This window comes from Xanthomonas sp. WHRI 7065 (assembly GCF_040203115.2).
GTDB lineage: Bacteria > Pseudomonadota > Gammaproteobacteria > Xanthomonadales > Xanthomonadaceae > Xanthomonas > Xanthomonas arboricola.
Genome location: NZ_CP168194.1, coordinates 4,263,818 through 4,276,000, shown reverse-complemented (window position 1 = coordinate 4,276,000; position 12,183 = coordinate 4,263,818). Strand labels below are relative to the sequence as shown.

The following is a 12,183-nucleotide window of genomic DNA, read 5'->3' as shown; positions in this document are numbered from 1 at the left end:
CGCTCGCACTCAGCGCGGCGGTTCCGGCGAGGCACTGAAGCGGCGCGCATAGCCACGTTCTTCGGTGATCCGGCTGATGTCATCATCGGCCATTTCCGGAGCGCCATATACCGCATATGCCACGCTGCCATCGTCGCGCTCGCCGACCTGGTGCAGGCGGTAACGCGGCCGGCCCGCACCGGTGTTTTCGGGGTAGTGCATCGGTGGCGGGGTGTCATCCAGATCCATTTCGCTGTTGTCGACCACTCCACCTACGAACAGGGCTCGCATCGCGTCTCTCCGGTATTGGTGTGATTCCAGCCTAGGCGGGCGGATGTTGCGTGCGCATCAATAGACCGTATAGACATTGGAAGGGTCGCCGTCTGCAGCTCACGCAATCGAATACCCGCCCAAGCGGGCGCCAGGGCGGGTGGCAGGCAGCGCTCCCTTACAATGGCGGCCTGTTCCCGACCCGATGATCCGATGGCTGGCCCGCACGATGCCCCGCTTCAAGCTCTGTTTCTGCCCTTCGCCCAGGGCGTGCTGCCCTGGCCCAGCGGTCCGGTGCTGTTCCTGCGCGCGCGCGACGGGTTTCCGCTGCGCGAGCATGCGGCTGCCGATGCGCTGACCTGCGAGCAGAGCTTTCGTCCCTTCGCCGAAGCGCTGGAGCGCAACGGCTGGAACGTGCGCGAAGAGAGCGAGATCGAGGCCGACAGCACCCGCTATGCCCTGGTGCTGGTGCTGCCGCCGCGGCAACGCGAGGAAGCGCGTGCCCTGTTCGCGCGCGCGGTGGCGCTGGCCGCCCCGGGCGGCCGCGTGGTGGCCTGCCAGTCCAACAACGAGGGCGCGCGCTCGGGCGAGGCGGATCTGCGTCAGCTCACCGGCCTGGCCGGCAGCCTGACCAAGCACCATTGCCGCACCTACTGGAGCGCGCCGCTGCCTGCCGACACCGATGCGGCGCTGCAGGCGCGCTGGGCCGCGCTGGATGCGCCGCGCCCCATTCTGGACGGGCGCTTCGTCAGTCGCCCCGGTGTGTTTGCCTGGGACCGCATCGACCCTGCCTCGGCGCTGCTGGTCGAGCATCTGCCGAGCACCCTGGCCGGACACGGCGCCGATCTGGGCGCGGGCTTTGGCTATCTGTCGGCCGAGGTGCTGGCGCGCTGCCCCAAGGTCACCGGGCTGGATCTGTACGAGGCCGAGGCGCGCGCGCTGACCCTGGCGCGGCGCAATCTGCAGGCCATCGCGCATCCGGCGCAGCTGCAGTACCACTGGCGCGACGTTACCGCCGGCCTGGGGGCGCAGTACGATTTCATCGTCAGCAACCCCCCGTTCCACACGCCTTCGCGTGCCGATCGCCCGGATATCGGCCAGCGCTTCATCGCCGTGGCCGCGCAGGCGTTGCGCCCGGGTGGGCAGCTGCTGCTGGTCGCCAACCGGCATCTGCCCTACGAGTACGTGCTCAACGAAAGCTTCGGGCAGGTGCGCGTGGCCGCCGAACGCGACGGTTTCAAGCTGATTTCCGCCATCCGCGGCCGCGGAGCGCGCGCATGAAGCTGGTCAAGCACATCGCCAACCTCGGCTACGGCAGCCGCAAGCAGGTGACCCAGCTGTTTCGCCAGGGCGCGGTCACCGACGCCGCCGGCGAGGTGCTGTATGCCGACGACCAGGTGGAGCACGATGCGATCCGTATTGATGGCGAACCGCTGGATCCGCCAGCGGGTTTCAGCCTGTTGCTGCACAAGCCCGGCGGCTACACCTGCTCGACCAAGGACACCGGCCGGCTGATCTACGAACTGCTGCCGCAGCGCTTCCGTTCGCGCGCACCGGTGCTGGCGCCGGTGGGGCGGCTGGATCGCGAGACCAGCGGCATGTTGCTGATGACCGACGACGGTGCGCTGCTGCACCGGATCATTTCGCCCAAGTCGGCGCTGGACAAGGTCTACGACGTCACCCTGGCCGAGGACCTGCGTGGCGACGAGGCGGCGCTGTTTGCCAGCGGCACGCTGTTGCTGGAAGGCGAAACCAAGCCGCTGCTGCCGGCCGAACTGGACGTGCTCGGCCCACGCGAGGCACGCCTGACCCTGCACGAAGGCCGCTACCACCAGGTGCGGCGCATGTTCGCCGCCGCCGGCAATCACGTGGTGGCCTTGCACCGCAGCCGCATCGGTGGCTTGGCGCTGGACGGTCTGCCGTCCGGGCAATGGCGCGCGCTGGGGGCAGGGGATCTTGCGGTGTTGTTCGGCCGCAGCGAGCAGACCTGAGCCGCGCCGCCAGTGATGGCGCCTGCGGCGCTTCCGGCCTGCGCGGTCTGCTGCAGGCCGCCTGCGCCGCAATGCCTCAGACGTACTGCATCTTGCGCGACATGCCGCCATCGACGATGAAGTCCTGCCCGGTCACAAAGCCGGACAGCTGCGGCGACAGCAGATAGACCGCCAGTTGCGCGATGTCTTCCGGCGTGCCGACCCGTCCGGCCGGATGCTGGGCATGGTCGCGCCGTGACAACTTGGGTGTGCGCCGGCGCGCCGGTGCGCGCCAGGCGTCGGTGCTGATCCAGCCTGGGCTGATGCTGTTGACGCGCACCTGCGGGCCTTCGCTCAGCGCCAAGGCGTGGGTGAAGGCCACCAGCCCGCCCTTGGCGGCGGCATAGGCTTCGCTATGCGGCTCGGATTGCCAGGCGCGGGTGGAGGCGATGTTGACGATCGCACCGCCGCCCTGGGCCTGCGCCAACGCGGGCAAGGCCTGCTTGCTGCACAGGAAGGCGCCATGCAGGCTGGCCAGCCGGTGATTCCACTCGTCCCAGTCCAGTTGCGGCAATGGCGCCACATGCGGATCGGCCACGCCGGCGTTGTTGACCAGGCCATCGAGTCGCCCGAAGCGTTTAAGCGCGGTGGCGATCAGGCGCGCTGCCTGGGCCGGGCGCGCGGCATCGCACCGCACGAAGGCACTGCGTCGCGGCAATGCCCACTCCTGCAGGCAGGCCTTGCCGGCATCGGCATCCAGGTCGCCGATCACCACGCTGCCGCCGGCGCCCAGCACCGCCTGCGCAATGCCACGGCCGATGCCTTGGGCGCCGCCGGTGATCACCACCACGCGGTCCTGCAACGGGGAGGGATTCCATGCGGAGACGGCGGGGGTCAGGGGCATCGGGCGCACCAGGGGAGTGAGGTCGCGCGCACTGTAACGCGGGCGCCGTGGTGGCCGTAGCAAGGCAATCGCCGCGCGTGACGTATGTATGCCGGTGTTTTGCCGCGCCGCTGCGCGCCGGCATCGCTGCGCGTTTCATGCACGCGCCGCCGCACGCGATGCGGCGGTCAGTGCTGCGATGCGCTCAACAACCGCTCCCAGCCGCCCTGGCCCAGGCGTTCCAGCGTCTGGATATTGCGTTCGACGATCACGTCCGGGTCCGGAAACGCGGCCACCGCACGCTCCACGCTGTCTTCGCGCAGCAGGTGCAAGGTGGGGTAGGGCGAGCGGTTGGTGAAGTTGGCCACGTCATCCACCGCCGCGCCTGCGAACTGATAGTCCGGATGGAAGCTGGCCACCTGCAACACGCCACCCAGATCCAGCGCTTCCACCGCCGCATCAGCGTTGTCGAGGAAGTCGTTGTAGTCCAGGAAATCGGTGAGCACGTCCGGATGTACGATCAAGGTGGTGTCGATCTGCTCGGCCGGCGTGTCGCGCAGCAACACCAGTTCCTCGGCCAGTTGTTCGAGCAACGCTTCGGGCGTGCTGGCATCGCTGAGCACCAGCCGCACCTGCTCCTTGACGTAGACCGCCTTGGCGAACGGGCACAGATTCAGGCCGATCACCGCGCGCTCGATCCACTGGCGGGTGGCGGTCAACGGATCGAGCGTGGCAGGTGTGGTCGTCATCGTGGCGGCGGCGTGATGGTGGGCCAGTGTATGCGATCGCTGCCGGCGCGGCCGCCTGTGCCGGTGCAGTGCAGCGCGGAGTCGGCGCTTGGCGGAACGCAGGAAAAACTGCAGCAGTTGCAGCGCTGACGCGGCCTAGGTGGCATCCGCATGCGTGTTTGCGCCGACATGCGCGCGCAGAAACGCAATCGATGCCTGCGCAACTTTATCGGCGTGCGGGGTCTTGTGCGGCGAGCCGATCGCATGCGCGCCGGTGTCGAAGGCCATCGCGCAGGTGTGCTCCGCCGCGCTGCCGAGCGCAGCGAACATCGCCAGCATCGCCGGCACCGAGGCGGTTGGATCCTCCTCGCCGTTGGCAGCGCGGTAATAGCCCAGAAACACCGGGCATTGCACGCGGGGCCACGGTGGATCGGCGGCAACCGCGTCGAACAGGCTGCGCAGCGCGCGGAATCCATCCGGGTGGATGGTGCCGGACCAGAACGCCAGCGACGCGGCGGTGCGTGGGCGCGGGTCGGTCAAGGGCGTTTGCGCGGCGCAGACCTGATCCAGCAGCGCCGGGTCGGCCGGCCGGATGCCCGGTGACCAGGCGACCACCGCAGCCACCGCGTCGGGGCGCTGCGCCGCAAGCCACAAGCCCAGCGTGGCACCCATGGACGAGCCAACGATCGCCACGCGTGCACCCATGTGCTGTGCCTGCGCCAGCGCATCCAGGGCCGAGGCCTGCAACATCGCCGGCGTCAGCCCCTGCATCGCATCGGCGGCGCTGCGGCCATGCCCGGGCCAACGGTGCACGTACAGGTTGGCAGCCAGCGCATCGGCGATCTGCTCGGGCAGTTCGCCGGCTTCTCCCGGGCTGGCGGTGAACCCGTGCAGGTACAGCAGCGCCAGTGGCGTGCGCGTCTGCGCGGCGGTGTGCCAGTGCCGGCGTGCCGCGTTGCCCGGTTTCAGGTCAGCCGGTTGCATGGGGGGCATGCGCGGCGAGCATGGCCAGCAATTGGTGCGCGTTGATCGGTTTGGACAGATAGCCGGCCACGCCGGCCGCGGTGGCCTCGCGCATCGAATCGGTGCGGGTGTCGGCGGTCAGCACGATGATCGGCGGCAGCGCGGCAATCGCCGTGCGCGCCTCCCCCAGCGCGTCCCAGCCCGAGGTGCCGGGCATGTGCAGGTCGAGGAACACCAGGTCCGGCGCCGCCTCGCGGATGCGCTGCACCGCGTTGCTGCCATCGCTGTGAAAGCTTACCCGGTGCCCGGCGCGGGTGAGCAGATTGCCGATCACCAGCCGATTGGTGTCCATGTCCTCGAACACCAGGCAATGCAGCGGCGGCACCGTCGCGGCATGCTGTTGCAGGGCCTCGCGCAGCGCCGGCGGGCGGCAGCCTTGCGCCGCGGCGGCGGCCAGTTCGAAGGTCCAGCGAAATACGCTGCCGCCGCCGGGGTTGTCGCGCACGCTCAGGCTGCCGCCCATTGCCTCGGACACCGACAGCGCAATGAACAGGCCCAGGCCGACCCCGCCCTCGGCGCGGCTGAAACCGGTGCTGAGCTGAGTGAAGGGCGTGAAGATATAGGCCTTCTGGGGGTCGGGGATGCCGATGCCGGTGTCGGTCACGGTCACCGCGATCGCCCAGCGCTGCTGCACCTGCGTGGCGGCGATCAGCACATCGACCGCGCCACCGGCCGGGGTGAACTTGATCGCATTGATGACCAGATTGGTGATGACCTGTTCGATACGCCCCTCGTCGCCGATGAGGTCAGGCGTCTGCGCCACATCGCTGCGCAGCGCCAGCGCCACGCCCTTGGTCGACGCTGCACTCGCGCACACCGCTTTGACCGTGGCCAGCACGTCGAGCAGGCTCAGCGGCTTGCTGTGCAGTTGCAGGCGGCCACCGTCGATGCTGGCCACGTCGATCACTTCGTTCACCCGATGCCGCAGCGCGATCGCATTGACCGTCACCGCCTGCATCAGTTCGCGCTGTTGCGCCGACAAGGTGTCGCTGTCGATCAGCTGCGCGCAGTTGATGACCGCGTTCAACGGCGTGCGCAGTTCGTGGTTCATGGTGCTGATGAAGCGGCTCTGCGCATCGCGCGAGGCCAGCGCCTGCAGGGCGATCTCCTGCATTGCACTGACGATGCGCGCCACCAGCAGCGGCAGCACCACGCTCAGCGCCACCGCATACACGAAGTACGCCGGCCGCGACAGCCAATAGCCGGCCGGCGCAGTCAGCAGCATCAGCACGAAGGTGCTGAGCAGCACCGGCAGCGTCGCCTTTTGCCCATAGCGCGCCACGGCGGCGATGGTGATGAAGGGCAGGAAGGCATTCAGCGACATCAGCAGGATGAAGGCCAGATAGGTCTGGATACCGATGAACAGCAGGTTCATCGCAAAGCCGATCGCATCCAGCCACTCGCCTGGCGGGATGATCCTGCGTCGCACCAGCACCATCCAGATCACTGCCACCATCCACAGCGTCGCCGCGGTGGGGAAGACCGCCTGTGCATCCCTGACCAGCACCGGTTGCGGCCCGTACAGCCAGCCGAAGCACCACAGGGCCACGATGGTCTGCACGATCACCCGGCCGACGCAGGCGCGATATTCCAGGAACGATTCGAACAGCCGCACCAGCCTGTCGTTGCGCAGCTGCCGGGCGGCCAGAATCAGGCCGGGCGCCGCGCGGTTGGATCCACTACGCATCGGGGGCGGTGTCGTCGTTGGGGAGGGTGCGCCGGTAATTCTTGACCAGCAGGCCGGCCGCGGTCGCAATCGCGGTGTAGCGCTGCGCAAGCGCGGACCCCGGTTCGCCGCCGTCGACATCGCCGCGCAACTGGTCGCAGGCATTCAGCAGTTCGGCAGAGCCGGTCAGCGAGAGCGTGTTCTTGAGCGAATGGATCTGCTCCAGTGCCTGCGCCTGGGTGGTGCTGGCCTGGCCGAGCGTGCAGCTGGCGATGGCGCGCTGCACTTCCACCGCAAACGCATCGGCAAACGCTGCAGCCGCCAGCGGGTCCAGCTCGGCCAACGTGTGCAGCGTCGAGCCGGCTTCGATGCGTGGCTGTGCGTGCGTCACGGCGCACGCCGTCCCGGCAGCGGGCGGCGCCTGCGGCACCGTGGCCGGGTGCGCGCGTTGCAACAGGCTGGAGAGCAGGCCGCGCATGCTTGCATCAGATCCGTAACGCGCCGGTGCGCGCGTGGCCGATGCCCGAGCAGCGGACGGTCGCCACACCGCGCTGTGCGGCCCGCCTGCACAGCGCGGCACGACAAGGCGCCGTGTCAGCCACAACGCGTGCTCAGTCGCGGAAGTTGTCGAACTGCAGCGGCAGCTCGAAGTCGGCCTTCTTCAGCAGCGCCATCGCATCCTGCAGATCGTCGCGCTTCTTGCCGCTCACGCGCAGCTTGTCGCCATTGATCTGCGCCTCGACCTTGAGCTTGGCTTCCTTCAGCTTGGCCACCAGCTGCTTGGCCTGCTTCTGCTCGATGCCCTGCTTGACGGTGACCTTCTGGCGTGCACCGGCCAGGTTGGTTTCCATGTCGCCGAACTCCAGGCAACGCACGTCGATGCCGCGCGCCAGCAGGCGCGCGCGCAGGATGTCGGTCATCTGCTTGACCTGGAAATCGCTGGGCGCGGACTGGTTGATCGCCTTGCCGTCTTCCAGCTCGAACCTGGCCTCGACCCCCTTGAAATCGAAGCGCGTATCCAGCTCGCGGTTGGCCTGGTCCACCGCATTGGTCAGTTCGTGCTTGTCGACTTCGGACACCACGTCGAAGGAAGGCATGCAAAGCTCCTGCTGTCTGTAAACAGCCGCCATTCTAGGCCATCGCGTCGTCGCACCTGTCGACACAGGGTTGCCAGTCTGCGCGCAAGCGCAGCGATAATGGTCCATGCCCACCACCCGCTCTCCGCTTCCCGCCATCACCTGGATGGTGGCCGCCGTGGCCTGTTTCTCGCTGATGGATGCGGGAATGAAGCTGCTGTCGGCGCATTACCCGCCGCTGCAGGTCACCCTGCTGCGCGGCGCCGCCTCGCTGCCGTTCGTGCTGGTGTGGGTATTTGCCACCGCCGGGCCGCGCTCGATCGTGCCGGTGCGCTGGGGCCTGCACCTGCTGCGCGGGGTACTGGGCATGGTGATGATCGGCTGCTTCGTCTACGGCCTGAAGCGCATGCCGCTGTCGACCGCCTACACGCTGTATTTCGTCGCCCCGCTGCTGGTGGCGGCGCTGTCGGTGCCGTTGCTGGGCGAGCGGGTCGGGCCACGCCGCTGGACGGCGATCGGCATCGGCCTGGTCGGGGTGATCGTGGTGTTGCGCCCGGGCGTGGACGGGCTGATCTCGCTGCCCGGGCTGATGGTGCTGCTGGCGGCCACCGCCTATGCCATCGCCGCCATCAGCGTGAGTCTGCTGACCCGCACCGACACCCCGCAGGCGATGGTGGTGTCGTTCCTGCTGTTCATGGCGGTCGGCGCCGGCCTGCTGGCCATTCCCGACTGGGTGCCGTTGCGGGGCGAGCACGCCTGGCTGATCGCCGGCATGGGCCTGGCCGGCGCACTGGGGCAGATCGCGCTGACCCAGGCCTTCCTGCGCGGCGAGGCCTCGATGATCGCGCCGCTGGAATACACCGGCCTGGTCTGGGTGATCGGCTTGGACTGGCTGCTGTGGCAGACCCTGCCCGACAGCTGGACCTGGACCGGCGCCGGCATCATCGTCGCCAGCGGGCTGTATCTGCTGCGCCGGGAGCGGATTCGGAAGGCGGATCGGCCGATGTCGTTGGATAAGCCGTGATTGGGGATTCGGGATTCGGGATTGGGGATTCGCCAGAGCAACGGCAAGGCGCTCTGGCTTTTGCGAATCCCGAATCCCGAATCTCCAATCCCGTCCTATGCCAATCCCCAATCCCGACTCCCCAATCCCCAACTTAGAACTCATTGGAATATCGTCCGCAAACATTGACTGGTAGGCTTCACGGCCCCCCAATCGGCCACGCGCGGTGATCCAGTTTCAGCGCCTGCACAAGTCTTATTCCGTTGACGGTCGCCAGATCGTGGCGCTGCATCCACTCGATCTGCGGATCGGCCCCGGCGAGGTGTTCGGCATCATCGGCCATTCCGGTGCCGGCAAGTCGACTCTGATCCGGCTGATCAACCGGCTGGAAGAACCCAGCGGCGGGCGGCTGCTGATCGGCGACGAGGACGTCACCGCGCTGGACAGCCAGGGCCTGCGCGCACTGCGCCGGCGTGTCGGGATGATCTTCCAGCACTTCAATCTGCTGTCCTCGCGCAGCGTGGCCGGCAATGTGGCGTTTCCGCTGGAACTGGCTGGCACCCCGCGCGCCGAGGTCGATGCGCGCGTGGCCGAGCTGCTGGCACGGGTCGGGCTGGAGCAGCATGCCAGCAAGTACCCGGCGCAGCTGTCCGGCGGGCAGAAGCAGCGCGTGGGCATCGCGCGCGCGCTGGCCACCCGGCCGCAGATACTGCTGTGCGACGAGGCCACCAGCGCGCTGGACCCGCAGACCACCGCCTCGGTGCTGCAGCTGCTGGCGCAGATCAACCGCGAGCTGGGCCTGACCATCGTGCTGATCACCCACGAGATGGACGTGATCCGCCGGGTCTGCGACCGCGTCGCGGTGCTGGATGCCGGCAAGCTGGTGGAAACCGGCCCGGTGACTGAGGTATTCCTGCACCCGCAGCACGCCACCACCCGGCGCTTCGTGTCCGAGGCCGAGCATGTGGACGAGGCCGAGTTGCATCGCGACTTCGCTGCGGTGGGCGGGCGCATCGTGCGGCTGACCTTCCTGGGCAACGGCACCTACGAACCGGTGCTGGGCCGCATCGCCCGCGAGACCGGGGTGGACTACAACATCCTGTCCGGGCGCGTGGACCGCATCAAGGACACCCCGTACGGCCAGCTCATCGTCGCGCTGACCGGCGGCGACCATAACGCGGCACGCGCCGGCTTCGTCGCCGCCGGCGTGCACGTGGAGGATCTGCGCGTATGACTCTGATCGCCACGACAAGCGGGTTTTTCCGCAATCTCGATGCCGCCAAGTGGGGCGACATCGGCCAGGCCACGCTCGATACCTTGCTGATGCTGGCCGGCGCGTTGCCGCTGACGCTGCTGATTGGCCTGCCGCTGGGCGTTGCGCTGTTCCTGTGCGGTGCCCCGCAGCTGCGCCGCCGCCCGGTGCTGTACGGCGTGCTCGCGGCACTGATCAACCTGCTGCGCTCGGTGCCCTTCATCATCCTGATGATCGCGATGATTCCGCTCACGCTGATGCTGATGGGCACCTCGCTGGGCGTGCGCGGCGCGATCCTGCCGCTGGTGGTCGGCGCCGCACCGTTCTATGCGCGGCTGGTGGAAACCGCCTTGCGCGAAGTGGACCGCGGGATCATCGAAGCCAGCCAGGCGATGGGCGCCACCACCCGCCAGCTGGTGCTGCGCGTGCTGCTGCCCGAAGCGCGCCCGGGCCTGATCGCCGGCGCCACCGTGACCACCATCGCGCTGATCGGTTTCACCGCGATGGGTGGTGCGATCGGCTCCGGCGGGCTGGGCGATGTCGCGTACCGCGAGGGCTATCTGCGCTCGCATTCGGATGTCGCGCTGATCACCGTGATCGCCCTGCTGGTGCTGGTGCAGCTGCTGCAGATGCTGGGCGACTGGCTGGTGGCGCGCTACAGCCGGCGCTGAGCTCAACCGGGATCGCGCGTTGCCGGCGCGCGCGGGGCCCAGCAAGCAACACGGGCCTGCCGATCGCGGCCACACCCGCGGTCTGCTAGGTTTAGCGCTTGCGGCAGTGCCGCATTCCTCCTCCCACGGACCCCCACATGAGCACATTCGCGTTTCGTTCCCTCCTGGCTGCGGCCACGCTGGCCCTGGCCTCCTGTGGTGGTAGCGGTGGCAGCAGCGGCGGCGACACACTGACGGTGGCCGCCACCGCGGTGCCGCATGCCGAGATCCTGGAGGTGGTCGAACCGCTGCTGGCCAAGCAGGGCGTCAAGCTGGACGTGCGCGTGTTCAACGACTACGTGCAGCCCAACGACCAGGTCGTGCAGAAGCAGATCGACGTCAACTACTTCCAGACCGAGCCGTATCTGGATGCCTACAACCGTGACCGCAAGAGCCAGCTGGTGACCGTTGTCGGCGTGCATATCGAGCCGTTCGGTGCGTATTCGCGCCGGTTCAAGGCATTGGCCGAACTGCCCAACGGCGCCGACGTGGTGATTCCCAACGACCCGAGCAACAACAGCCGCGCGCTGATCCTGCTCGACAAGGCAGGCGTGATCAAACTCAAGGACCCGAGCAATGCCCTGTCCAGCCAGCGCGACATCGTCGAGAACCCCAAGCAGCTGAAGTTCCGCGAGCTCGATTCGGCGATGCTGCCGCGCGTGCTCGACCAGGTCGACCTGGCACTGATCAATACCAATTACGCGCTCGACGCCGGCCTCAATCCGACCCGCGACGCGCTGGCGATCGAGAGCAAGGACTCGCCGTACGTGAACTTCCTGGTCTCGCGCCCGGACAACAAGGACGACCCGCGCGTGCAGAAGCTGGCCAAGGCCTTGACCAGCCCGGAGGTGAAGGCGTTTATCGAGCAGAAGTACAAAGGCGCGGTGTTGCCGGCGTTCTAAGAGCGGCGATCAAACCGACCGCGCTCACTGCCAGGCGGGTGTGGTCGATGCTCCGCATCGGCATGCACCCCGCGAACAAGCCGGTTGTTGCGCGCCGTCCACGTTCACCTGGTGTCCGCGCGTTTCGGGTTGCCAACCACTCTTCGCCGCCACCGAGCATGTGATGCCACTTCTCCTCGCCATACCGCTGGCCGTGATCATCGCCCTGGCGGTGTTCGCGGTGTTGTTGCCGTTGTCGCTGGTGCAGCGCTTTCGTGTCGGCACCGCGCGGCGGCAGGCACGCGGCTGGCTGTTGATGATCAATCTGGTCTCGGCCGGCCTCTCCACGGTGTTGTTCGTGATCTTCGTGTTGATCGCCGCCGCGTTCTGGCCCGGCGCGATCAGCCACGCCGCCTTCGGCTGGGCCTGCGGGCTGGCGCTGGGGCTGCTGGCACTGCGTCTGACCCGCTTCGAGCGCACCCAGCAGGGCCTGTTCTACCGGCCCAACCTGTGGCTGGTGCTGGCCCTGACCGCGCTGGTGGTGGTACGCGTGATCGCCGGCATGGTGCAGGGGTGGCGCAGCACCTGGCAGGGTGCTGCCTGGCCCACGGAAGGGTGGCTCAGTCACGCCAGCCTGTTGGGCGCGGCCGGCGTACTGCTCGGCTATGCGCTCGCCTATGCCACCTTGCTGTGGTGGCGCTGGCGCAGCGCGCGCCTGCGCGGCAGCGTCTACTGGCGCTGA

General features: G+C 68.1%; 14 protein-coding genes. 7 read left to right on the top strand and 7 right to left on the bottom strand.

The window, feature by feature from the left end; all coding sequences use genetic code 11:
• Nucleotides 1-9: 9 nt before the first annotated feature.
• Nucleotides 10-270, bottom strand: coding sequence for a hypothetical protein (locus ABQY64_RS17740; protein WP_087962350.1), 261 nt, complete (start codon nt 268-270; stop codon nt 10-12).
• Nucleotides 271-462: 192 nt separating this feature from the next.
• Between ABQY64_RS17740 and ABQY64_RS17735 the strand changes: the two genes are divergently transcribed.
• Together ABQY64_RS17735 and ABQY64_RS17730 are read left to right on the top strand one after the other, a co-directional pair.
• Complete coding sequence (locus ABQY64_RS17735; protein ID WP_024940274.1) at nt 463-1,530, top strand: class I SAM-dependent methyltransferase; 1,068 nt, start codon at nt 463-465, stop codon at nt 1,528-1,530.
• Nucleotides 1,527-2,240, top strand: coding sequence for a pseudouridine synthase (locus ABQY64_RS17730; RefSeq protein WP_039518759.1), 714 nt, complete (start codon nt 1,527-1,529; stop codon nt 2,238-2,240). Before ABQY64_RS17735 ends, ABQY64_RS17730 begins: the two co-directional genes overlap by 4 nt.
• 76 nt (nt 2,241-2,316) lie before the next feature.
• Here the strand turns inward: ABQY64_RS17730 and ABQY64_RS17725 are convergent, their stop codons facing one another.
• The 6 genes from ABQY64_RS17725 to ABQY64_RS17700 all read right to left on the bottom strand — a co-directional run bounded on the left by ABQY64_RS17725 (nt 2,317) and on the right by ABQY64_RS17700 (nt 7,616).
• Complete coding sequence (locus tag ABQY64_RS17725) at nt 2,317-3,123, bottom strand: SDR family oxidoreductase (RefSeq protein WP_039518760.1); 807 nt, start codon at nt 3,121-3,123, stop codon at nt 2,317-2,319.
• A gap of 167 nt (nt 3,124-3,290) precedes the next feature.
• A complete protein-coding gene (locus tag ABQY64_RS17720; RefSeq protein ID WP_039518761.1) occupies nt 3,291-3,851 on the bottom strand; it encodes a DUF1415 domain-containing protein in 561 nt (186 codons plus the stop codon).
• A 135-nt stretch (nt 3,852-3,986) separates the two neighbouring features.
• Nucleotides 3,987-4,814 carry a carboxylesterase gene (locus tag ABQY64_RS17715; protein ID WP_039518762.1) on the bottom strand — a complete coding sequence of 276 codons (828 nt, stop codon included), beginning with the start codon at nt 4,812-4,814 and terminating at the stop codon, nt 3,987-3,989.
• Entirely contained in the window at nt 4,801-6,540 is a 1,740-nt protein-coding gene (locus ABQY64_RS17710; RefSeq protein ID WP_039518763.1) for an ATP-binding protein, read from the bottom strand. The genes ABQY64_RS17715 and ABQY64_RS17710 overlap by 14 nt, the downstream gene beginning before the upstream one ends.
• Nucleotides 6,533-6,997 (bottom strand): hypothetical protein, encoded by a 465-nt coding sequence (locus tag ABQY64_RS17705; RefSeq protein WP_349780399.1) that lies wholly within the window; start codon nt 6,995-6,997, stop codon nt 6,533-6,535. Before ABQY64_RS17705 ends, ABQY64_RS17710 begins: the two co-directional genes overlap by 8 nt.
• A 133-nt stretch (nt 6,998-7,130) precedes the next feature.
• Nucleotides 7,131-7,616 (bottom strand): YajQ family cyclic di-GMP-binding protein, encoded by a 486-nt coding sequence (locus ABQY64_RS17700; RefSeq protein ID WP_016903460.1) that lies wholly within the window; start codon nt 7,614-7,616, stop codon nt 7,131-7,133.
• Nucleotides 7,617-7,722: 106 nt separating this feature from the next.
• Between ABQY64_RS17700 and ABQY64_RS17695 the strand changes: the two genes are divergently transcribed.
• The 5 genes from ABQY64_RS17695 (at nt 7,723) to ABQY64_RS17675 (ending at nt 12,183) form a co-directional block, all read left to right on the top strand.
• Nucleotides 7,723-8,619: a DMT family transporter gene (locus ABQY64_RS17695; protein ID WP_039525238.1), complete on the top strand. Its 897-nt coding sequence runs from the start codon at nt 7,723-7,725 to the stop codon at nt 8,617-8,619.
• 205 nt (nt 8,620-8,824) lie between these two features.
• Nucleotides 8,825-9,832: a methionine ABC transporter ATP-binding protein gene (locus ABQY64_RS17690; protein ID WP_024940267.1), complete on the top strand. Its 1,008-nt coding sequence runs from the start codon at nt 8,825-8,827 to the stop codon at nt 9,830-9,832.
• Nucleotides 9,829-10,521: a methionine ABC transporter permease gene (locus ABQY64_RS17685; protein ID WP_024940266.1), complete on the top strand. Its 693-nt coding sequence runs from the start codon at nt 9,829-9,831 to the stop codon at nt 10,519-10,521. The genes ABQY64_RS17690 and ABQY64_RS17685 overlap by 4 nt, the downstream gene beginning before the upstream one ends.
• Before the next feature lie 137 nt (nt 10,522-10,658).
• A complete protein-coding gene (locus ABQY64_RS17680; protein WP_024940265.1) occupies nt 10,659-11,462 on the top strand; it encodes a MetQ/NlpA family ABC transporter substrate-binding protein in 804 nt (267 codons plus the stop codon).
• Between the two features lie 163 nt (nt 11,463-11,625).
• A complete protein-coding gene (locus tag ABQY64_RS17675) occupies nt 11,626-12,183 on the top strand; it encodes a DUF1453 family protein (RefSeq protein ID WP_024940264.1) in 558 nt (185 codons plus the stop codon).